The organism is Desulfobulbaceae bacterium, from assembly GCA_013792005.1.
In the GTDB taxonomy this organism is placed as follows: Bacteria; Desulfobacterota; Desulfobulbia; order Desulfobulbales; family VMSU01; genus VMSU01.
This window is the reverse complement of record VMSU01000121.1, coordinates 1-22,774: the sequence shown is the minus strand read 5'-3', so window position 1 is coordinate 22,774 and position 22,774 is coordinate 1. Positions and strand designations below refer to the sequence as shown.

Here is a 22,774-nt window from a genome sequence, read left to right as displayed (position 1 = left end):
CTCCTCCTTGCTATGTAATCATGGTTGAATCCAACATAAGTGATCCGTTGACCGAATGTCTGGACCGGTTGACGACCGCTGTCTTTTCGCCATTTGAATTGCTGTCCAGTCGGGGCTTGGGGGAGAAACTTCTGGAATTAGTCCTTCAGGGAGAGCCAGAGGGGCCACCATGGCTTGTTTCTGGGTTTAAGACCTTGACCGCCACTCTGAAGCGATACGATACCAGTCAGGCCCGGGTCGTTATCTTCGGCGGTGGAACGGGGTTGTCTACTATTGTCGGTGGAGACAGCCGGAGTTTGAGCTGGGTTGAACATCCCTTTCATGGACTGAAGGAGATTTTTCCTCGAACTCAGGCCATTGTATGCACAACTGATGATGGTGGTTCAACCGGCGAGCTGTTGCGAGACTTTCCTTTGATCGGTCTTGGTGATATTCGTCATGTGTTGCTCTCTTCAGTGCAGAAATCCCGCTTAAAAGCAGACTATAAGGTATCCGAAAATGAGGCCAGCCAAATTGGAGTGGCCTTGTTTTCTTTGTTCAACTATCGTTTCACAAAGACTCCGTCATCGTTAAGTGATCTGCTGAGTCGGGGTGGGATTAACCTTCAGGGTCTGCCCCCCCCGTTGATCTCTGGAATCATGGTGTTGTTGCAACGTCTTTTCAGCGACAGGAGATTGAGTAAAGCCCTTAATCGACCTCATTGTCTCGGGAACCTATTAATTTTGTCTGCCATATATGCTCGGGTAGAAGGAGAACCTATTGAGGTTTCACCCAACGCTATCCGGGATGGACTTCATGATATTACCTCCCTGATCGGTGTTCCTGCTGATGCTGTTTTGCCCTGTGCCTGTACTCCCTCTGTCCTGAAAATGCGTTATGCCAACGGGGTGGTGGTGACCGGAGAAAGCAAGGTCGCGACAGCTCATCGTGGCGTTCCTGTTGAACAGGTAATGGTTGATTATGTTCGTCCGGATCCTCGGATCCTTCCTGAGGTCCTGGACGCTATCCGTCAGGCTGATATTATTCTCTATGCTCCAGGGAGTCTGTACACCAGTATCGTGCCTGTGATGCAAACACCGGGGTTGGCCCAGGCTGTCAGGGAAAATGACCGGGCGATGAAGTTATTGGTGGCCAATCTTTGGGTCCAGGCCGGCGAAACAGACTTGGCGACAGATGATTCAGGCCGCCGGTATTATGTCTCTGACTTGATCACGGCGTATCATCAGAATATCCCGGGCGGGGTTCAGGGGCTTTTTGGCAAGATTTTGTTGCTGGCGATGCAGGAAATCCCCGGCAATATTATTCAGAGCTATGCTGTCGAAGGGAAAACGCCCATTTATCTTGATCGGGTCAAGGTCTGGAATATGGGATTCTCTCCTATTGAGGCAAGTATTTTTTCTCGCCAGGGATTACTTGATCGAAAGGTTCGCCATGACCCGGTAGCTTTTGCCACGGCCATCAAAGTTCTTTGGGCCGTTAATGGCTATCTTGACCAGAAAGAGGGGCAGGGGGAATTGGCTCTTTCTCCTGCGGCTGAGGTCGAGGTCGAGGTTAGATCCACTGCTGATGTGCCCTGTCAACGGTATGGTCGTATTCTAGAGACCTTGGGTCAGTTGAGTGTCCGGGATTATGAGCAGGTGGGGGACATTGTTTGGAGGCATCCTGATATTCCGGTGTCTCACTTACAGTACCTGCACGGGGTAACCATTGTTGATCAGGCGGAGTGGAAGCGGGATCAGTATTGGGATAACCTGTATTCGTTTTATGATCCGTCTGACAGTACAATTAAGATTTGCAGGGATCTGGTGGGGAGAAAGCAACAGTTTGAGGTGGCTTTTCTAGCCGCTTTGGGCCAGTCCCTGCTTGGGAATTTTGCTCTGAGTAAAGAGGTTCAACCCCTATTGCATGGGGGGGAGATTTTGGGAAAGGTGTATCATCTTATTCTTCGTCCCCTTGCTCAGCGGCGCTGTTTTTTTTCAGAGCAGGAGTTGTTTCAATATCTTTTGCTGGCTCGGATGCGACAGTCCGTTCATGATCCTTATCATTTCACCCGGGTTGTCAATGGCGATGAGGGTTTTACACCGCCGGGATTATTGATGGGCCTGACGTATGCATGGTATTTGGATAACCGGTTTTCCAGTTATGTTGAGTATAAAATGGGTATTGCCCGCGCAGAATTCTCAGATCCGGTGTTTGAACATGCCAAGCATCAGTCCAGACGCCGGGGGTTGATTGATTTTTTCAGAGAAGTTGTTTTTCAGCAAAATGGGGTACAAAAACTCCTTGATGTATCCTCCTGCGGCTCTGCTTGTGATAGGGGAATGGAGATCCGGCAATGAGACTTGGCACGATCGACGCCACTTTTTTTGACATCGGCAGACTGGATCAACTAGCGCTGCAACAGACCCCCGTACATCGGCTTGACCCGAGGGCCAAGGTGCTGACCACCATGGCGTTTTTAATAGCCGTGGTCTCTTTTCCCAAATACGAGGTGGCAGGTCTCTTACCGTTCCTGCTCTATCCTGTGATGTTTGCCACGGTGGGACAATTACCGTTGGGTCTCATTCTTCGTAAGATTGTGGTCGTTGCCCCGTTTGCGATTATGGTCGGTATTCTCAACCCGTTTTTTGACCGGGAAATTCTGGTTCGTTTCGGACCAATAGGGATTAGTGGCGGTTGGGTCTCTTTTGCCTCCATCATGCTTCGTTTCTGTTTGACCATAGGGATGGCATTCTTGTTGATAGCAACAACCAGTTTTCAAGGGTTGTGTTTCGCTCTGCTGCGGTTAGGGATGCCCAGAGTTCTTACGGTACAGCTCCTCTTTCTTTATCGATATATTTTTGTGTTGGGAGGGGAGGCGATGAGGGTGGTCAGGGCTCGGGCGCTGAGGTCATTTGGTGGCAGGGGGCTTGGAATTCGTGTTTTTGCGTCCGTGATCGGACATTTGCTCTTGAGGACTCTGCAGAGAGCTCAGCGAATTCATCTGGCTATGCTCAGTCGGGGGTTTGACGGTGAGGTGAGAATGCTTCGTCCTTTGCATTTCAGGGTAACCGATGTCGTTTTTATTCTGGGCTGGTGGGCGGCTTTTGCCGTGATGCGAATTTATAATCTTCCCCATATCTTGGGGAGCATTGTTGCACGGACTATGTCATGAGTCATCATATTGTAGAAGTTTCTGATCTTCACTATAGCTATCCGGACGGCACGCAGGCGCTGAAGGGGATCTCTTTCAGGATCACCCATGGCGAGTCGGTGGCGGTGGTCGGGGCAAACGGGGCAGGAAAGTCAACCCTGCTCTTGCACCTTAATGGGTATATTACGCCTCAGCATGGGGCTGTGAGGATTGGTGACTATCCATTGACCAAGGAGACTTTGCAGGAAGTGCGGCGGACCGTGGGGATGGTTTTTCAGGACCCGGACGATCAACTGTTTATGCCAACCGTTCGTGAGGATGTCGCTTTTGGTCCGCTGAATCTTGGCCTCCCTCATGATGAGGTGGAGTCACGAGTGGCAGCTGCTTTGGAGCGGGTTGGGGCAGTCTCATTGCGGGACCGCGCACCGTATCATCTGTCGGGCGGTGAAAAGAGAGCTGTGGCGATTGCAACTGTTCTTGTCATGTCGCCTGATATCTTAGTGATGGATGAACCAAGTTCAAATCTTGATCCGGCGGCGCGAAGAAGATTGATTAACTTGCTGCGGTCATTTCAACACACTAAGATTATTGCTACCCATGATTTGGAGATGGTGGCGGATTTGTGCCGGAGGACTATTGTCTTTCAGGAGGGGAAGATTGCTGCTGATGGACCTACTGAGGATATCTTCCGGGATGGGGCGCTGCTTGAGGCTTGCGGCCTTGAGCAGATTCATCGGATGCAACCATGTTCTGTCTGTGGTAATTGGCCTCTTTCGCCATAACTTTTCCTGAAATATCTATAAAAAAGGCCCGCGATGTAGATTGTGGGCCTTTTTTATGGGGAACACTTTTGTGATTTAATTATACGCGTTTGACATTGGCGGCTGATGGGCCTTTTTCGCCATCAACAATATCAAATTTGACTTTATCTCCTTCGTTTAACGTCCTGAATCCATCTGTTTGAATGGCTGAGAAATGAACAAAGACATCATCTCCATTGTCACGCTCAAGGAAGCCAAAACCTTTTTTCGCATTGAACCACTTCACTGTACCTTCTGGCATTTTCTACTCCTTCTGATTAATGTAGCATGGAAATAAACTAGCACCCTAGTTTTATATAGACACAAAATAAATGATTGTGCAATAAATCTTTCACAGGAAAAATGAATTTTTCATCGACTGTTTCTCAGAAATTTAATGGTTTTCTTCTAGTGCAGTATCTATCCGGTCGCTTTACCTATTTGCTTGAAGCTGAATGGCGCCGGCAGTTAGTCACCGGCCGTATTGAGATAAATGGCCAACTCTGTTTAGGTGATGTGCCAATATGGAGTGGGGATACAGTGAGCTTTACGCCGGACATGAGTGAATTTCCTGAGCCGGCAGCTGACCTGAATATTCAGATACTGTATCAGGATAAATGGATAATATGCGTAAATAAGACTGGTAATCTGTTGGTCCATCATCAGGGTCGTTCTTTGACTCACAATCTAATATACCAGCTTCGCTATGGTGTTGGTCCGCCCTATCCATCAGCCTGTTTGGTGCATCGTCTGGATCGCGAGACGTCAGGCGTTATTCTAGTGGCACGGCATGTTGATTATGTGGGGAGATTGAGCGCTCTTTTTGCTCAGCAAGAGGTGGAGAAGACCTATCTGGCCGTGGTTTACGGTAGACCGAAACAGGAGTGCGGGATTGTTGATTCTCCTATCGGTCGGGATCCGGACAGTGTGGTGACCTATCGTTATACGGCTGATAATCGAGCAGTTAAGGCGAAAAATGCATTGACCAGATATCAGGTCTTAGGGACGCGTGGAGATGTTACGCTTGTTCGTGTGTTTCCAAAAACTGGCCGTACTCACCAGATCCGGGTGCATCTTGCCCATCTTGGCCATCCTATAGTTGGTGACAAATTGTATGGTCGGACTGATGCGGAGTTTGTCGAGTGGCGGAGTCGTCCCTGGTCTGACCAAGTTGGGATCGGGATCCCTTCTCCTCGGCAGGCTTTGCATGCAGAGAGTCTGTATTTCGTTCATCCTTGGACAGGAGAGCCGGTGCGGTTAGAAGCTCCTATACCCAAAGATATGGGGGCTTGGGGGCTTGAAAAATAGGTAACCGTTCACCAGGGGCACTAAAACTACAAGGTAACCCCGGAGCTGTAAACGTTCACAGTGCTGCAGATGCGCGAAAGAGGCCTGTACGCGCTATACATATGGTATGCGAACCAGGCCGACGACAAAGCAGATGCGGTGCTGCTGAACGTTTACAAAAATAGAAACCCCCTATTCCGGCAGGAAGCGCCGAAACAGGGGGAGAGAGAAAAAAGCGTATTGAGAAATCAGACTTTCTGCAGTGAGGGGATAATCTTATTGATCAACCAGAAAATTACGAACGGGGTGGTTACCACGGTCAAGGCCCCAAACAAACCTTCCTTATATGTTTCAAGGTTATGGGGAATGATTGGCAGGTGGTAGTGCATGAAGCCTTCAAAGGACAAGGAAAATGCCTGGCCGCCGATAACTACGTTCCACCGCATCATGAAGACCCCGAACAGAACCAGTAATAGGGCGACCACCATTCGTTTGATGGATGGTTTGGGTAACATCAGCAACAAAAAAGGCAGCAGGTTGCCTAATCCGTACTGTAGAATGAAGATCTTGACAAAATCTTCGTGAAACATCACGTCACGCAGGATGTCCCATGACTTCATGGCGGTATAGCCTCTGAAGATTAAATCTAATAGCTCCAAAGAGATCGCCGCGACCAGAAATCCGATCAGATAGCGGCTGGTCTTGCTGATTACGTCCATCTCTACCCCGCCTAACTCCTTGACTGTTTCGTCGCCGCGTCCCCGAGCCAGTGTCGCTTTGAATTTCTTGAACTCCATAATGATGATATAGGTCAGCATACAGAGGGCAATGCCCGACACTACGGCGCTCATGATGAAGATAACCGGCATCAGCGGTGACATCCACAGGGCATTGGCCTTGACCGATCCAAAGATGAATCCGGCATAGCCGTGCAGGAAGCAGGCTACTGGGATACCGATTCCAGCCAGGATTTTGACCCCTTTTTTGTCGATGACTAGTGCCGCGTCATCCATGTTTGTCGCCCCAAGGGTGAGGATGGAATAGAGGATATGCATAAAGTTGTTGGCGAAGCCGGGTTGTCCTTTCATGGCGATGCTTTGTTCAACGAAGTATTTCCGGTAGACAAACCATATTTCACTCAAAACAATCATGGCATAGGTCGAGAAGACGATGCCAAAAGCGGCGATGGCTGAGGTGAAATGGGGGGTGAACATGACATTCAGCCCCCTGAGCGGCTGCTGAAGATGGAGAAGCAGCGGCATCATGGCGGTCGGTAGAAGTGCCAGCGAAAACACCAGCGAAAAACGGGCGATTCCCTGGAGGTCCTTTTGGCCGAAGACATGGTAAAGAGACGACAAGACGAAGGCCCCGGCCACCAAACCTGTCATGTAAGGGTACATGACGATCTGAATGCTCCAGTAGATAAACTCATTCGGGTATACAAATCCATCCTTGATGGTCCATTCCAGACCATGCACAATTAATTCATCTAGCATTTTCTTACCTCACTCTCTCGTCAAGGCCAATGTAGTAGACCTGGGGTTTAGTGCCATATTCGTCTTTCAGTATTGACACTCGTTGAGTCATGATGGTCTTGGTGACCGGGTCGTCATGGTCCTTCAAGTTGCCGAGTTGTCTGGCCCCGAACGGACAGGCTTGGACACAGGCGCTCTGTAGTCCTTGGTTGATACGGTGGTAGCAGAAGGTGCATTTTTCAGCTGTTTTGGTGACAGGATGAAAAAAACGAACTCCATAGGGGCAGGCCATGATGCAATATCCGCAACCGATGCACCAAGAGCGGTCGATTAAGACTACGCCATCATTGGTCTGGTACGTGGCCCCTACCGGGCAGACCTGAACGCATGCCGGGTTCTGGCACTGGTTACAGAGCTTGGGTACGAAAAATGCTTTGGTGATTTCCTCCGGCGGGATGTCTTGGTCATGGATTCTGGCGCTGGTATAGCCGTCCCTTCCACCCATGGGGGTGTCGATGTGGGACTTGCCATCCTTGGTGACTACATATCGTTCCACCCAGGTTCTGGTAATTGGGGCGTCATAGGGGATTTCATTTTCCAGTTTGCAGGCTTTGACGCAGAATCCGCAACCTACACACTTTTGGATATCAACCAGGAAGGCCCAACGAACGTTGTCGTCGCCGATGGATGCCCTGACTTCATCGGGGTTAAGCAGTTTGAAGGCGGACAGTGGTAACGATGAAGCGACACCCACGGTAAGTGCGTTTTTTAAGAATTTTCGTCTGTTGGCGTTCATCACATGGCCTCCAAATTCGGGTTATGCGGATTATGACATTCGACGCAGGCCTGTTTGGGATTATGCTCATGGGGGTCAATGGCGGGCATTTCAGCGCGATGACTTTGGGGATAGGGGAGGGCTGCATGGCAACGCAGGCAAAGCTCTCGGCTGCGGTCGATGTCTAATTTCTCTGGATTTTCCGGATGGTCAATGGCTGGTCCGTGGCAGTTTTCGCACTCGATAACCTTGTGGGGTGAACTCATGTTTTCGGTGGTTTTGTTTTCATGGCAGTCCCGGCAATAGTCCTTGCCTTTGTATTTGACTTTGAAGGCATTCCAGTCATCGACACTGCCTTTCCTGTAAAATCCGTAAGTGAAATTTCTTCCATTCACCCCGAAGTCAGACGGGACCACAGTTGCTCGTACTAACAGTAGCAGAGCAACGGCGGCAATCGCCACGACCAGCGGGCGCCAGGCATGGTTTCTCATACTGCACCTCCTTTGTTTTGTGGATATTTAATGATGTTTTACATTTATTGTTGATGATTATAAGTTGACAACCCTAGACATTTGTGGAAATGAAAATGTACCACTGCGTGGGAGTACCGGGCAAGATAAATTGGTCCGGTGAAATGTGCAAGCAATAAATTGCCAGGAGCTATTTTTCGATTCTATGGCCTGGCAATGGGAGGAACTCATGGTTAAGGAGCTGAAGACACTCGATGACCGGCTTAACTGGCTGGCAGAGGAGTTGTTGCTCGCTAAGGAACAGATGGCTATGATGGCCAGTCGGCTTGACGCCCTGGAACATTTAAAAACATCCGGTTTTGAAGGCGGCAGAGTCGTGAAGGAGTATGTGGATTATCAAAGTGCATGGGAACAACAGGGTGGTTTTTCGCCTTTACCGGAGTCTGAAGACGACTCGTGGACCCATATGGGGCAGACGGTATTTTTGCCAAGGGTAGCTGCCATCAGTTTCATGCTGGTGGCGGCTCTGATCCTCAGAACTGTCACTGATAATGGCATGGTGGGATTAATGACTGGATCAATGATGGGAATGATCTATGCCGTGGCTCTTATCGCCGCTGGGTGTTTTCTCTATATTCGGAAGAGCCAGTTAGCGCCGGTTTTTCCCGTCTGTGGGGTTTTGCTCCTGTATGCAATTATCTTTGAGACCCAAAATCATTTTTCGTCTATGTCTGGTCAGTCCGGGTATCTGATCCTGCTTATTGTTGAGATATTTATTCTTATGGTTGGAATCTATTGTCAATCCAAGGGGCTTCTGTATGTCTCTGTCTTTGCTTCAACAGTTGTCGGTGTCGCCATAGGATATGCCAACCCTTTGTTTTTCCTCATGGGATTGATCATTTTGGTGAACAGTATAGCAGCCCATGCCGCAGAAAGTCGGAAGATCACAACCGTGCTTCGCTGGTATACCCTGCTTTTTGCCATCTTTTTCTGGATGCTCTGGGCGTATAAATTGAATTTTGCCTTGAAGTTTGATCCGGACAGGGTTGCACAGTTGCAGCCTGGTCTCTTTCTTATCCTTATCTCTGTTTACTGGCTCTGTTACTCCTGGACTTCGTTATGGCAGACACTGAGCTGCGGGCACACTCTGGGGGCGTTTCATCATGTGTTGCCGGCAGTGGTTGCGGGGGGCAGTTTTTTTGCGGTTAATGCAGTGTTGAGTCCTTGGGTGGGAAAGCAGGAGTTAGTGGGTTCCATTACGGTTATTTTGTCCGCGCTCTATCTGGGGTTGGTCGCCTGGTTGGCGGGTCGAGGCGAGGATGACATTCCGGGGGGGAAGGAGTTTGTTGTGGCGGCGACCATTTTATTGATTCAGGGCTTGGCCATTGCAGTGCCGCCACTGTGGGCCTTGCCGGTGTGGACCGTAGCTGCGGCAATTCTCACCCTGCGGGCCGACAAGTGGCGGAGTGGTGGCATCCGGGTAATCTCCTATCTCTTTCAGGGCTTTGTCCTGATCTTTGCTGTGCGGCATGCAACGTTCTCGGTTGGAGAGGTTTTGTGGCCTCTCGGCGCTCTTGTCGCCGGCCTCATGGCGGGGTGTACTCTCTGGCTTTACCATTGGTGCCGTCAGCACCCGCCGCAGTACGACAGCGCTTTTTTTGAGGTGTTTGATCGAAAGGATTCTTCGGCGGTTTTCCTGCTTTGCCTTGGTCTGTTTCAGGGGTTTGCCGCCCTTCGTTTTTTGTTGTTTGCGGCTTTTCAAGATTCTTTGGCAGGGTCGGCCACAGACTTTGCATGCGTCCAGAGTGTTCTTGTCAACTGTGGAATTGTGGTGCTGCTGATTGTGGGTTTGCGGGGACGTAACCGAGAACTGCTCTTGGTGGCAGGTGGGGTGGTTGTGGTGGCAGCGGTCAAGGTCTTTCTTCTTGATCTGTTTCGCGCCAGTGGAATTCCTCTGGTCATGAGTGTTTTTTCTTTTGGTGTCGTGGCCGCCACCAGTTCATTGGTGCTTCGCAAATGGCAAGGAGGCGGCAGTGGTGGTGTGGATGAGGGTACGTCTCAATCAGAGACAGAAGAAAGGTTAAGGATCTGATCCTCTGTCAATCTGAGGACTTGTTGTCTCGTGCTCTTAGCGACTCGGCGACAGCCGTGAGCAGGCTGGTTGAGTCAATAGGTTTTTGGAGACAGGTGGAGGTGTTGAGTTCTGCAATCTCTTTGTTTGTCAAGGACTGGATGTCGCCGGAACAGATGATGATGGGAAGATCGGGCTTGATTTGTTTGGCCTTGATGGCCAATTGCTCTCCAGTCATGCCGGGCATGGTCAGATCTGTCAGCAGCAGGTGCCAGGCGTGAGGGTTTTGGGTCAAGGCGTTAGATGCCTCTTCGGCGTTGGCGAAGAGGTCAACCCGATATCCGGCAGCGGTCAGGAATTGATATGCCAATTCTCTGAGTGAACTTTCGTCATCGACCACCATGATTCGTTCGTGGCGGGTGGATAATAGCTTGACGGAGAATGAAGCGTCAATAACTTTCTCTGCGCCACTTCCTGCTGTGCTTGCGGGTAAATAGACCTTGAAAATAGAACCTTGGCCAGGCTCACTGTCCACGGTTATTGCTCCGTTGTGGCTGTCGACAATTCCTTTGACCACGGCAAGTCCCATGCCGGTACCCTTCCCTTTTTCCTTGGTGGTGAAATATGGATCAAAAATGTTGGCAATGACCGAGTGGGGGATGCCGGTTCCGGTATCTTTGATGCTGAGCGTTACATAGTTACCGGCGGCAATTGGCGTATTGTTGACGATGATCTCCCCCTCAGCAAGGGTTGTGTCATGGAGTGTGACCGTCAGTACTCCGCTATAGTCAGCCATGGCGTGATAGGCGTTGGTGCAGAGGTTCATGACCAGCTGATGTAATTGGGTGGCATCAGCCAGGATTGTTGCCTGGGAACTGATCTCTTCACGGATATCGATGGTGGTGGGGATTGAGGCGCGAAGCAACTTCATCGCTTCTTTGATGATCACGGAAATAAGCAGTGGGGATTTTTCTCTGGTCTGGCGGCGACTGAAGGTCAGGATCTGCCTGACCAAGTCGGTGGCTCGGATGGATGCCTTACGGACCTGTTCCAGATCTGATTCAACCTCCGGATGCGTTCCCTTTATCCGCATCAGGGCAAGATCGGTGTAGCCCATGATAGCAGAGAGGATATTGTTAAAATCATGGGCAATGCCACCGGCCAGGGTACCTATCGCCTCCATCTTTTGGGCCTGATGCAGCTGTTCCTCGATACGTTCCCGTGCGTGGCGTTGCTGTTCTTCCATTCTGGCCATTCGCCACTTGCTGGTCATTGAACGGGTTATCTGCTTGAGTTCATCCGGATCAAAGGGCTTGTGCAGGAAGAGAAGCTTGTCAGGGGAACCCACAGCACGGACGATCTCCTCCATCGACCGGTCGGAGTATGCAGTGACGATTACCAGCTCAATGTCAGGATCGAGTTGGCGGATTTTTACTGCGGTCTCCATCCCGTCCCAGCCTGGAGGCATCCTGATATCAACAAAAGCCAAGGCGAAGGGGTTTTGCTCCTTGGAGTCGGCAACCATTTGGTATCCATCTTGTCCTTGATTGGCAAAGGAGAGGACAAAATTGGAGTCGTTTCCTTGTGTCCCGCCGCCGAGTAGAATTTCGTTGATCTTTGCCAACGATGAATCTGGTTCAGGGGTGGTCGGGCAGAGAACCTGACGGTATGATTTCCATATAGCCTGATCATCGTCGATGATCAGGATTCGCTCAGGATTAGTTTGATTCTGTGTCATGGTACCCTTGAAACACGATTGTGGGGTAGGGATTTTAGTATGTGACGATAAGGGTTTAATAATATCATCGAAGTGTTGCCGTTGTACAGACTTTTGTTGCTGGCTGGAGCTGTTTTTGTCTTGTTAGGGTTTGTTGTAGAGAGATGTGATCAATAGAAAAGGAAGAGCTTATACCCCAATGAGAGTATGCAGGCAACTACACAGGTTAACGGTAATCAGTTATCGGTTTACGGTTAAAAGAATTATGGTTTGTCATAAATCATCGCATGATACTCAATGTCAGAGTGTCCTCAGCCATTGGCAGAACCCAATCACCGTCAACTGTCAACCGTAAACCGACAACCTGAGCAGTTACGTATGCAGCCGCTAGAAGATTATGACGCGGTCCCCGTTTATTCAGCTGTGATGGGCAGGAGGATGCTGAATTCCGCCCCCTTGCCGGGGCCTGCGCTTGTCGCCTCAATGATGCCGTGATTGGCGATAATGGTGTTGGCGCAGGAGTGCAGGCCAAAGCCGCTTCCTCGTTGCTTGGTGGAGTATCCGTAATTGAAAAGCTGGAGTTTTTCCTCTGCTGTGAAACCGCAGCCAGTATCCTTGACCGAGAACAGCACCCAGTCTGGTTTGCTGGGGCAGACCCCGGTGAAAACAGTCAATTCGCGGGTTGAGACATCGGTTGTGTCCATGGCTTCATAAGAGTTTTTGATCAGATTGACCATGACTTGCAGGATCTTTGATTCCTCTGTCCGGATCAGCGGAGTCTCTTGGATGTCAAGCATCAGGGTGATGTGCCGTTTGGTAATGGCGTCCGCTATGATTTTGATAGCGTCCTGTGCCAGACGCGAAATATCGACGAGTTCGGTATATTCCTTCACCTTGGCGTAGCGCATCTGCAGTTTGATGATAGTTTCGATATGATGATGCTTGTCTTGGATATCTTTAAGCTCTCGGATTGTCCTGTCGTACTCTTCTATCAGGCTGGTAGGTAGGTGGTGGAGGAGGGTGGCGAATTTTTGCCGTTCCTGAGGAGAGAGTTCTCGGCTGCCATTCAGGTAATCGCGCAGCGGCGTCAGCGCTTGCTCCAGCCTGTGGCGCAAGGGGCTGGCGGTGAGCTGATTGCTGAGCACTGTGGTCGCAACTTTAGCCGGGGTAATGGCATTGCCGATATTATGGAGAACACCGACCGCCATCTCGGCAAGCCCTGCTTCGTGTGCTTGTTGGACCAAGATCTGTTGGGTTTCATGCAGAGCTTGGGTTCGTTCCAAGACTTTATCTTCCAGTGAGCGGGAGTAGTCTTCCAGTTTTCTTTGACTATCCTTCAGCCTTTCGGTCATGGAGTTGAAAGAGAAGATCAGGTCGAGAAACTCTTCACAGACCACTCCCTGGATGGAGATTTCCATGTCGAGATCTCCCATTGCCACCTGCTGGACGCCGGTGTGCAGTATTTGGGTTGAACGTACGAAAGATCGGGTTAAGAGGATGGCAATGACAAAACCAGCGCCGAGAAAGAAGACCAGTAGTCCTATGAAGTAGTTTTTTGCCTGATGCAGTTGGATGGCCCACTCTTCCTTTGCCTGGGTAATCTGCTGATTGACTGTTGTCGTGGAGTGGTCGCAGCGGATGATGCCCCATAAAGCATTGCTGAGGTAGATGGGGAATGCCGCTGTCATCACACCATCCGCCTCTTCCTTGTCTGGCCAGATAATTTCTGCCTTGAGTTCTGCTTTTGAGCTGGTCATGTTTGACTGTATCGATGGTGGAAATTTCGAGGTTAATAGAGTGGAGATCCTTTTGTCTGCGGCGCGGGTTAAGGCGCTGCCGATTTGGGTTTTGTCGCTGTGGGCGACAATCATCTGGTGTTGGTCGATAATCATGCATGACTTAATTTCCTGATCATCGAGTGAGACCTCGGCCAGCAGATTTTGCAGGAAGGTGAAATTGTATCCGGCCACTGCCTCATTGGCGCTTAACGCGGTGCTACGCACCATGGAGGTCATACTTGTGGTCAGGGACTGGCGAATAGTATTGATGTTGCGTTCAAGCTGGGTATCGCGGAGGTGGGTTATCTCCTTCATGAACAGGAAGCTGAAGGCCGGAAAAAGCAGGCCGAGCAGCAGCATATTCATGGTGATGAGGTAGGTGCTTATGGAGGGGCGTTTCCACATGGAGGTATTTGTTTGATTGTTGTGTGCAGCCTGGGTTGGTGGCGTTGTTACCGAGGTGGTGAGAAGGTTCGCACCCTTTTCCTATATAATAAAGGTAGCGGATTGATGGGGGGAAAGGCAAGGGGAAAAGCCACGATATCGCCAAGTTATTGTTGGACAGATATGTGTCTTTTCCTCTTGGTAATTTCCGAGTCCCTTTGGGCGTGGAGATTTTTTTGTTCTATGAGTCTTCGGGGAAATCGTAGGCGGTAAAGACAAAGGCAAAGTCCTTGTTGATCTGAGCGTGACTTAGGCCGAATTCTTTAAGGTCCTTGACTTTGTGCTTTCTCTGATATTGTTGTTGGGTGGACGCTCTTTTGGTGACAAACTCTCTTAACGAGTCATTTGCCCGAATGCCAGTGAAATCAATGATTCGGTTGAAGGCGGTTTCCAGATCGTTACGAAGCAGTTCGTAGGGCAGCACCATGACCCGGTCAGCGGGAATTTCTCCTTGAGTCTGGAGGTCATGGAAATACGTATAGAGATCAATAATCGCCTGGTAACGCCTCTGGTTATACCGATCAAGCATCGTTTTTGGGATTTTACTCAGTCCCCAACGGAACTCGATGCTGTTGTGGAGCAGCGAGAGAAAGGAGGGCACAACATGGTGGGGGTTGCGAATAATGTATATAAACTTTGCATCCGGGTAGAACTCCAACATTGTTTTGAGGCGGTGGGTGGAAAAATGGGTTTGAGCAATGATTTGACTCTTGCCGGTGCTGTGGATCTGGCGTTGAAACAATCCGTTAAGAAAACGCATGGAGCGAAATCTTCGCTGTTGTGGCTGGAGATCGTGAAAGTGTAATTCCGGATACTCCCGCTCATCGAAGCCCAGTAACCCAGCGGTTACAAACTGGGTGTCGAAGTTGTGGAGAAAGAGCATCTCCTCCTCCTCTACCTTGTCAAGAGCCATGGCGTGACCGGTCCATTCCGGCATCACTTCAGCCTTACCCGAATTGATCAGCCGGCGGATCAAGGGACCGACCAGGACTCGACCGGTCAGCGCTGGAAATAAAATGTGCCAGCATGGGAAAGCAGCCGCCTGGTCGCATTTGGTCAGCAGATGATGGAGAAAGGTGGTGCCGCTTCGGGGGTGGCCGATGATGAATACCGGTCTTTTTACCTCCATCCTCAGGTAGCCGGGGAAAAAGATCCGGTCAAGCCAGAGGGTGGCAGCGTGAAAACAGCGGAGGAGTGGTTCTCCAAGCAACACGGAAAAGAAGACCTTCCCTGGACCATAAATCTTCCAACTCACCAGCACGGTGCGAAAGTATATAACAAACATTGTTGTTGCCTTGTGTTTTTGGTTAGGAACCGTCACGAAATAATTTCCTCCTTTTTGCTTATCACGTTACGGCTCTTTACTTAGTTCAGTCCCCCCTTGTGGGGGGATGCCGTTTTAACTAATTAGATGACGACATTATTTTGTGATAACGGCTTAACTTGATTTTTCAACCGATTTGATTCGGCTGTGGATTGGCGGCACCGCCTCTTCGTCGATGATTACATCAATCACTGTCGGTCGTCCGCAGGCAAAGACATCATCCATCAGCTCCTTGGTGAGACCCCGTGGGGTGTCGAGTCGTATTCCGCGCGCCCCTAATCCTTCGGCCACCTTGGCGAAATCTACTCGTTTGAAGTGGGAGCCTAGGCCTTCAGGTATCGGGTTTTTGAACAGCTTGCGGCCATGATAGACCATGCCGAGCATGGCGTTGTTAAAGACGATCCAAACCACGGGGATATCGTAATTGACCGCAGTGGCGACCTCGAATCCGTTCATCTGGAAGCTGCCGTCTCCGACCATGGCCACTACCGGGCGGTCCGGACGGGCGAGCTTTGCGCCTACAGGAGCGGCCACAGCATATCCCATGGATCCAAATCCCATTCCCATCATGTAAGAGTAGGGGAAATCAAGGTTCATGTAGCGTGTGGCCCAGGCCATAATGGAACCCATGTCAGCAAAGTAGATTGTGTCTTCAGGGCAGTGTGCCTGGATGTCCTCAACCAGATGTCGGGGGTGGTAAAGGCCGTCTCTGGTTATTGGTTGAGGATCGTCCTTGGCGTGTTTTGCTTTGAGCGTACCCACTTCCTTATCTAGTTCAGGGCGTCTTAGGCCCATGTTCGACCTGACATCTACCACCGCCTTGCAGAGTTCCTTGAGGTTAACCCGGGCGTCGCCGATCAGGCCGATGCAGACGTCGTAATTTTTGCCGATGTTCTCCGGGTTGACGTCGATGTGAATCATGCAACTCTTTGGTTTCAGGCAATCGCTCCATCCACCGGTCATCATCTCGTTGAAGCTGGTGCCTACCGCCAGCATGACATCGACATCCTGCTCAATCACATACTCTTTGGCCACCGGATTACCGGCAAAACCCAAGACACCTAAGGCCAGTTCGTGGGATTCCGGGAACACTGATTTACCTTTGGGCGAGGTGGCCACCGGAATATTGAGGATTTGGGCCAGTTCCTTAAGTTCGTAGGCAGCCTTGGAGAGACCGACACCCCAGCCGGCGATGATCACCGGGTGTTTGGCGGTAACCAGTTTTTCCGCCGCTCTCTTGATCGCTTCGCAGTCAAAGAGGCGGACGTTGGACCTGAGAACAAAGGCGAGTTTTTCGGGGGCCTCTTTTTTCATCAGATTGATGGGCAAATTGAGATGCACCGGCCCGGTAGGCCCGGTGGTGGCGAGGCGGACGGCCTTTTGGATCATATACTGGGCCCGATCCTCGGTGATCAGCATGCCGGAATATTTGGTAAAGGTTTTGAAGATGGAAACCATGTTGACACCTTCGGCCCCCGATTCTTGGAGCGCCCCTTTGCCGAAAACTGAGGTGGATACTTGACCGGTGAGAGCCAGAACCGGGATTGAATCGGCATAGGCCGAGGCTAGACCGGTAATCAGGTTGGAGGCTCCAGGACCCGATGTGGCGCAGCACACACCTAGTTCGCCGGAGACCCTGGCATACCCGTCGGCCATAAAGGCCGCGCCCTCTTCGTGTTTGGTGACTATGGCTTGGATCCGGTCATTGAAGAAGATGGCGGTATTGAGATCCTCGATTGCCCCGCCGGGAATGCCAAAGATGTATTTTACTTTGACCATGCTTAGCGCTGTCACGATCATTTCTGCTACGTTCATACTCTATCTCCCATGTAGAATTCATTCTTGTTGGTCCATCGCCAACGCGTGAGGTTGTCCGGGCAGTATGTGCCGCTCGGAAGAGGAATGGATTCATCGATTTGAGGGCATTTAGCTCGCTGCAACAAGGCAGGAGAGAGGCATTTTAGGGTTAAAGGTGGAAATTATTTACTTTGGTTGTTGTGCTGTGGAAAATTAGCACCTTGTATGGAGAAACCGCCGTCGATATCGATGACAGCTCCTGTGATCCAGTTCGCCTCATTTGAAGCCAGGAAGGCGGTAAGGGTGGCGATATCCTTAACTTCGCCTACCCGGCCAAGCGGGTGGAGTTTTTCGAAGTGATCGACTATCATGCGAGCGTTTTCGTTGGTTTGCCGAGTCATTATAGAGTCAGTACGAACGAAGCCGGGATTGATTTGATTAACCCGGATTCTAGACTCGGCCCACTCGGCGGCCAAGACCTTGGTCGTTTGGGCTAGTGCCCCTTTCAGGATGGTGTACAAGGGGACGCCTACCGTATGCCGGTTGATTACCGCCGAGCCGATATTTATGATAACTCCAGCTGATTTCTTGAGATGGGGATAGGCTGCAGCAGTTAGTGCCAGGACATTTGTGAGGTTAACTGTAACGCCTCTTTGCAACTGGCTGGAGGCCATGTCCTGGAGTGCGCCCGAAGGTATTGACGGTCGACTTAAGGCGTTGTTAACTAAGATGTCAATTCGACTTGTGGTGGTTAACGCGGTGGACAGCAGGTCGGGGATAGCCTCTGGATGCTCAAGATTGAAGGCACACGGGGTAGCCTTTCCGCCATCGGCCAGGATTTGGTCTGCTACTTGCGCAGCATGTGCCATGGTTCGACTGGTAACGATAACGTGGGCTCCAAGTTGGGCAAAGAGGACTGCTATTCCCTTGCCGATACCTGTAGAACTGCCAGTGATGATTGCGGTCTTGTTGGTGAGGAGGTTCATGAGAGGCACTTTTTTTCAGGTATCTTTCGTAAGGGTTTACCTTGATAGTAGATATCATTGCACTGCAGGGGGAAGAATGCTTCTCCCGGCTGGTCAGCTGCCTCGCCATAACAGGCGACGACACCGGCATAGACGAGGGCGCTTAAGAGGCGATAGATTTCTCGGGCAGTATAGCCTTGGTCGCAGAGAAAGGGCAGGACATAAGCAAGAAGGTTCATGCGTTCTTTGGTTTTATTATATATTACCTGCTCGATTTCAAATGCCAGGGTCAGATGTTCTCCCCGCTCAAACCCTAATTTTTTTGCTAAGAGATCCAGGGTGGCGATCCTTTCATCTCCGTTGGCAATTGGGCGAGCGTAGCCGATGATCACAGGTTTGGCCTTAGGGTGCCTCTGTTGGTCGGTGACAATTTCTTCAGCCGACAGGCCGTTCATTTTTTTTGCCAGGGCCTCGACAAAGAAGTTTACACCTGCCATTACTGTCCCCGGTCCATACATTTTTGAATCCGAGGCCAGGATGCCGGCGCTTGTGGCGGTAAGCGGAGAAGTGTGCATGGTTCCGGCCAGACTTCCGATTTGATTACACCAAATGCGTGCATCCGGATAACTGTTACCGATAAAGTAAGCCTCCATCCAGTCGGCGAGTCGTCGATCCGGGAGCCGGCCCGTAGCGTTGAGCATCAGTACCTGGAAGTAGGAGACCTTGCCGACCAGGTCTTCCATCATGTCGTACCCATGGCAGTAAACGGCTCTGCCCGGGATCCAGCCGCCGATCCGGGTACGGATCACACCGCGGCGGTTGTCCCAGAATGCGGTGTTATCGTGGTGTGTTATGCTCAATGACATAGTGTTCCTCGTCTAGAAATGGCATGGCGCTGATCGGTTTATTGGCGAGTTCCAAGCCGTGGGCCAGGATCCCTGGTGCGCAAATCAGTTGGAACATTCCTGCCCCGGCCTGAGGGTGAAAGCCGAGGTCGCATAACACGGCGGCAACCACCCCGGTGCTGAGCCATCCCATGTTATCCGGGCGGATCGTCTCGGCAAAGGCCTTCCCCCATTGCAGGGCTGCTCCTGACGAATGGTGGGCAGTCAGAATATCCGCCACTTTTTTTGGCATTGGGTCTATCCCGCCAAATCGGCTGCCAAAGCCTGGAGCCAGGTGGAAATCACCGTTTTCTGGTCGGTTGGGGGCCAGCAGGGCCAAGGCGATTTCATTCGGCAAGTCCCCGGCGTGTTTCCGTAAAAAACGAATCGCCTCTTCTACTTCTTGACCTCCCAGGTGTGAGCCGCTGAGGACGTTGAGTCCGATGGGAAGGAGGTGAGCCGGAGAGGTTTTGCCAACGCCTGCGTTCATCGCCGCCCTGGTGGCCGGGTGCCGAGGGCCGGGGTTGCAGAAGGCGACCAACGTCATTTCCAGCAATCTTGCGTGATCGGGGGAGGGGAGTTCTCCTTGAAAGAGAAGGAATAGGGTGTCAACGAAACTCCGGCCTTCCATTAATTCGATCAGGCTGTAGCCGTGACAGAGGCACTCTTCCGCCAGATAGGGATTGTGCGCCGATGGCTCTTCTTTCCATATCTTGGTAGCAGTCCGGGTGGCGAAATCAATGTTTCTTTTGGTGACGTCGGTTTTGGCTTGAGGCATAGAGAGTCTCTGGGTGTGCTGATTGATTCGATTAACAATTAAAAAAAGAAAGGGTTCTTCTCTTGCAGGGGTCTGTTTGCGAGAAAAATCAGGCCTTCCTGGTTTTGGTTATGGTGCGTGGAGTTGAGCCCATTCCGCGATTCAAAAATGGCAACTGACCTCGGCCCATACTGCTCTGGTTGCCATCGGGTAGTCATTGGGGATATAGGCGCCATCTGTCGCTCCCGGAGCGTAAGGGCTGGGAATACGGGCATTCTCGTCAAAGAGGTTGCGTACCGCCAGCGCCACATCCCAGTGTTTGGCGATATTGGTGCGGCGCAGGGTGAGGTTGACCAGTTCATACGTGTTGATTTCAGGTCTGGGGTCACCCTTGGCCCGTGGGCGATCGCCAACCCAGGTGAATTGGCCGTCCAAGGACCATTCCGGCAGGAACTCCCAGTGCGGGGCCAGATAAAACTGCATCTCCGGCGCATCGGCGACCAGCGAGTCTATCGTGGTGTTTTTCGACCGCTGGTAGGCGAAGTTGGTGCGTAGCATAAGGCTTGAAGCAAGCTGCCACTCGGCTTCCACCTCGAAGCCCTTGCCCCTTATGGTTCCGTAGTTGGTGAATTGAGAAATGGGAACGGCTGGTGTTATTTCAATAATTTCGGTGGCCTTATAGGTAAACAGGCTTAAGATCAGGCGCAGGTCCTTGCTCGGCTGGTAATCGAAGGCCAGCTCCTCGGTTTCGATCTCCTCCGGTGTGAGGTTGGCATTGCCGACGGTGACTGGGTTGTTCTTGGCGAATTGTTCGCTGAAAGATGGGGCTCGGAAGGCGGTGCCGTACATCAGTTTGGTGGTCAGGTTGTAGCGGGTCTCCCACACCAGGGCCGCTCTGGGGTTGACGGTGGAGCCGAAGTCGGAGTACTCGTCGTGACGGACGCCGCCGGTAAGGGTCCAACGCGGGGCCAGTTGCCATTCGTCCTGGATCAGGGCGTACCACAGGGTGCGGCTGGCCTGGTCGATATAAATCAGGCTTGGGTCGGTGACCTGGAACCAGGGGACAATGGCAATGGCTGGGTTGGGTGGAGGGGCATAAGTAAAGAGGAAGTTCTTGTACTGATCGCGGTCGAAGTTGTAGTTTTTCATCCCGAGGCCTAAACGAACCTGGTGGTCTTTGAATCCTTTGTACAGGGCGTTGGTCTCAATGCCGCCGTCGGTGCTGGTTTGGATCGGTTCGCCCAGCATATTGAGGAAAGCGAGGGCCGGGATGGCAGGGTACGTGGCTGGTGGATAGTATTGGAGAAAGGAGTCCTGCTTGATATAGGAGTAGGAGAGCCGTCCCCCCAGGGTCCAGTCTTCCAGGCTATGGTCGTTGGAGTAGCTCAGGTCGGCCAGTAGGGACTTAGTGTCTGCATCGTTGCCGTCGGTTATCGCCTGGGCGCCTCCCGCGCCGGCGCTACTGTCCTCCAGGGTGCCGTAGAGGTGGAGGTTCCAGTCGCCCCGGCGCAGGTTCAGGTGGGTGTCCAGGATCTCGTAGGAGGTGTCCAGCGGACCGGGGGCCTTGGAGTAGGCGGCCAGTCCCAGCGCTGGTGGAAAGGCATGCATCCGGTCCCGGTCAATGATCCGGTCGTGGTCGCCTGAAGTCTTTTGCCACTCTACCCCCAAGGCCAGGTCCCAGCCGCCGTATTGGCCGCCCTGTTGGACCCAGGTGTCAACGGTGTTAAACGAGCCGTAGCGCACCCCGGCCTTGGTGCCGTCGATCTCGAAGTTGTCCTTGGTGATAACGTTGATGGTGCCGCTGAAGGCGTCGGCGCCGTGCAGGGCAGAGCCTGGCCCTCGCACCACCTCGACTCGCGAGATCATCGCCGTGGGCATCTTGAAGGTTTGATACCGCCCACCGATAAAGTTGAAGGTGAAGGGCACTCCGTTGATCAGCAGCAAGGTCTGAGGGTTTATGCTGGTGTGGATGCCGCGGATCGACCAGATGGAAGAGAAATACTGCAACCCCGAGGACTCGACATGCAGCCCCGGCACGGTCTCCAACACCTCGTCCAGGGTGGTGGCGCCCATGGCTTCGATGTCCTCTTTGGTGATTACCGAGGCCACCGACGGCGCCAGGTGGACCGGTTTCAGAGATCCTGTCGCAGTGAGCAGTAGCCGGTCGGTCCTGTAGACATCCTCTTCCTGAGGCCCTTGGCCGAACATTGAGAGGAAGGCTTTGGCCTCTTGATCGCTGGTGTTGTTTGTTGTTGATCCGGCCATGGCCATGGTTCCGCAGGACAAGAAAGAAAGAGCCGCGATGGTGATCGCTCGTTTGTTGTTCATTGTGAAGGCCTCTTGATAGCGTTTGTCACATTGTGTGAACATTCAGGCAGGGACTTGGTGGAAATCTGATCGTTTACTAAAGAATAGTGGAAAGTGAAAGGTGAAGTCAAACTGATTTTTTTGTAAAGTGAAGTAAATTCAGTCAAGTAGCTCTGTGATGCTTTTGAGCTGGTTTTTTTCTGTTACAAATAGCCAGGATAAAGTGAATTGATTGCACTTGTGACGACTTGATGATCGTAAGAGACGCAATGTCTGACGCGTTTGCAACTTTCTCTGCCCCACTGTGAGTGGGAGGCCCGCATTGCAGGAGAGTGACACGTGAGGATTGTTATTGATCTATAACAGAGGTGGCGATGCTCAGGGCCTGGGGGGAGAGGGTAAGTCCGATGTGCTGAGCGGTTTTGCGGTTGACCAGCAATTGGGTGCCGAGCGGAGCCATGACTTCCAGGTTGCTGGTCTTTTGGGTGTGGGACAGGATATTCTTGGTTATTGCTGAGGCTTGGGCTGCGATCTGGTTATTGTCAGGGTTGACAGTCAGGACCATTCCCTTTATAGCCAGGTTCTTGCTTTGACCAACGCAGAGGAGTTTTTCCCTGAGGCAGCGGTTTTCAAGCCAGTCCATATTGTTTAAGGTGTAAATAATAGGGTCATTCAGTACCCAGAAGGCATCAATCTTGCCGGAAAGCTTTTTGAATCCGAGTTGGAAGTCTTCGGAATTATTAATGGGTTCGGTCACCAGTTCTAATCCTAGCAGGGCGGCATCTTTTTT

Annotated in this window: 18 protein-coding genes; 5 read left to right on the top strand and 13 right to left on the bottom strand. The window is 51.5% G+C overall.

Annotation, left to right across the window (positions count from 1 at the left end):
- The first annotated feature begins 20 nt into the window (after window positions 1-20).
- From FP815_07105 to FP815_07095, 3 genes are read left to right on the top strand one after another with little or no spacing between them, the layout of a single operon-like run.
- Window positions 21-2,339 carry a YvcK family protein gene (locus FP815_07105; GenBank protein ID MBA3014709.1) on the top strand — a complete coding sequence of 773 codons (2,319 nt, stop codon included), beginning with the start codon at window positions 21-23 and terminating at the stop codon, window positions 2,337-2,339.
- Window positions 2,336-3,154 (top strand): cobalt ECF transporter T component CbiQ, encoded by an 819-nt coding sequence (cbiQ, locus tag FP815_07100; GenBank protein MBA3014708.1) that lies wholly within the window; start codon window positions 2,336-2,338, stop codon window positions 3,152-3,154. The genes FP815_07105 and cbiQ overlap by 4 nt, the downstream gene beginning before the upstream one ends.
- The gene (locus FP815_07095; protein ID MBA3014707.1) at window positions 3,151-3,915 is read left to right on the top strand and encodes an ABC transporter ATP-binding protein; all 765 of its coding nucleotides are present in this window, start codon (window positions 3,151-3,153) and stop codon (window positions 3,913-3,915) included. The genes cbiQ and FP815_07095 overlap by 4 nt, the downstream gene beginning before the upstream one ends.
- 79 nt (window positions 3,916-3,994) lie before the next feature.
- Here FP815_07095 and FP815_07090 read toward each other — a convergent pair whose 3' ends face one another.
- Window positions 3,995-4,195 (bottom strand): cold-shock protein, encoded by a 201-nt coding sequence (locus FP815_07090; protein MBA3014706.1) that lies wholly within the window; start codon window positions 4,193-4,195, stop codon window positions 3,995-3,997.
- 101 nt (window positions 4,196-4,296) lie between these two features.
- On the opposite strand from FP815_07090, the gene FP815_07085 reads away from it, so the two are divergent.
- Window positions 4,297-5,241, top strand: coding sequence for an RluA family pseudouridine synthase (locus FP815_07085; GenBank protein MBA3014705.1), 945 nt, complete (start codon window positions 4,297-4,299; stop codon window positions 5,239-5,241).
- Between the two features lie 227 nt (window positions 5,242-5,468).
- Here the strand turns inward: FP815_07085 and FP815_07080 are convergent, their stop codons facing one another.
- From FP815_07080 to FP815_07070, 3 genes are read right to left on the bottom strand one after another with little or no spacing between them, the layout of a single operon-like run.
- A complete protein-coding gene (locus tag FP815_07080) occupies window positions 5,469-6,701 on the bottom strand; it encodes an oxidoreductase (GenBank protein ID MBA3014704.1) in 1,233 nt (410 codons plus the stop codon).
- A 19-nt stretch (window positions 6,702-6,720) separates the two neighbouring features.
- Window positions 6,721-7,491 (bottom strand): 4Fe-4S dicluster domain-containing protein, encoded by a 771-nt coding sequence (locus tag FP815_07075; protein MBA3014703.1) that lies wholly within the window; start codon window positions 7,489-7,491, stop codon window positions 6,721-6,723.
- A complete protein-coding gene (locus tag FP815_07070) occupies window positions 7,491-7,961 on the bottom strand; it encodes a cytochrome C (protein ID MBA3014702.1) in 471 nt (156 codons plus the stop codon). The genes FP815_07075 and FP815_07070 overlap by 1 nt, the downstream gene beginning before the upstream one ends.
- A gap of 184 nt (window positions 7,962-8,145) precedes the next feature.
- Here FP815_07070 and FP815_07065 point away from each other — a divergent pair, with 184 nt between their 5' ends.
- Complete coding sequence (locus tag FP815_07065; GenBank protein MBA3014701.1) at window positions 8,146-10,032, top strand: hypothetical protein; 1,887 nt, start codon at window positions 8,146-8,148, stop codon at window positions 10,030-10,032.
- 7 nt (window positions 10,033-10,039) lie between these two features.
- On the opposite strand, the gene FP815_07060 is transcribed toward FP815_07065, so the two are convergent.
- From FP815_07060 to FP815_07020, 9 genes are all read right to left on the bottom strand, one after another.
- Entirely contained in the window at window positions 10,040-11,749 is a 1,710-nt protein-coding gene (locus tag FP815_07060) for a response regulator (GenBank protein MBA3014700.1), read from the bottom strand.
- 392 nt (window positions 11,750-12,141) lie between these two features.
- Entirely contained in the window at window positions 12,142-13,911 is a 1,770-nt protein-coding gene (locus tag FP815_07055; protein ID MBA3014699.1) for a HAMP domain-containing protein, read from the bottom strand.
- Window positions 13,912-14,131: 220 nt separating this feature from the next.
- Window positions 14,132-15,235, bottom strand: coding sequence for a sulfotransferase (locus tag FP815_07050; protein MBA3014698.1), 1,104 nt, complete (start codon window positions 15,233-15,235; stop codon window positions 14,132-14,134).
- 153 nt (window positions 15,236-15,388) lie between these two features.
- Entirely contained in the window at window positions 15,389-17,089 is a 1,701-nt protein-coding gene (locus FP815_07045) for a thiamine pyrophosphate-binding protein (GenBank protein MBA3014697.1), read from the bottom strand.
- A gap of 164 nt (window positions 17,090-17,253) precedes the next feature.
- A complete protein-coding gene (locus tag FP815_07040) occupies window positions 17,254-18,057 on the bottom strand; it encodes an SDR family oxidoreductase (protein ID MBA3014696.1) in 804 nt (267 codons plus the stop codon).
- Window positions 18,054-18,902: a hypothetical protein gene (locus tag FP815_07035; protein ID MBA3014695.1), complete on the bottom strand. Its 849-nt coding sequence runs from the start codon at window positions 18,900-18,902 to the stop codon at window positions 18,054-18,056. Before FP815_07035 ends, FP815_07040 begins: the two co-directional genes overlap by 4 nt.
- A complete protein-coding gene (locus FP815_07030; GenBank protein MBA3014694.1) occupies window positions 18,874-19,698 on the bottom strand; it encodes a citrate synthase in 825 nt (274 codons plus the stop codon). The genes FP815_07035 and FP815_07030 overlap by 29 nt, the downstream gene beginning before the upstream one ends.
- 141 nt (window positions 19,699-19,839) lie before the next feature.
- Window positions 19,840-22,047, bottom strand: a complete 2,208-nt coding sequence (locus tag FP815_07025) for a TonB-dependent receptor (GenBank protein MBA3014693.1) — start codon at window positions 22,045-22,047, stop codon at window positions 19,840-19,842.
- A gap of 286 nt (window positions 22,048-22,333) precedes the next feature.
- The coding region (locus FP815_07020) for a hypothetical protein (GenBank protein ID MBA3014692.1) at window positions 22,334-22,774 on the bottom strand (441 nt) is incomplete at its 5' end.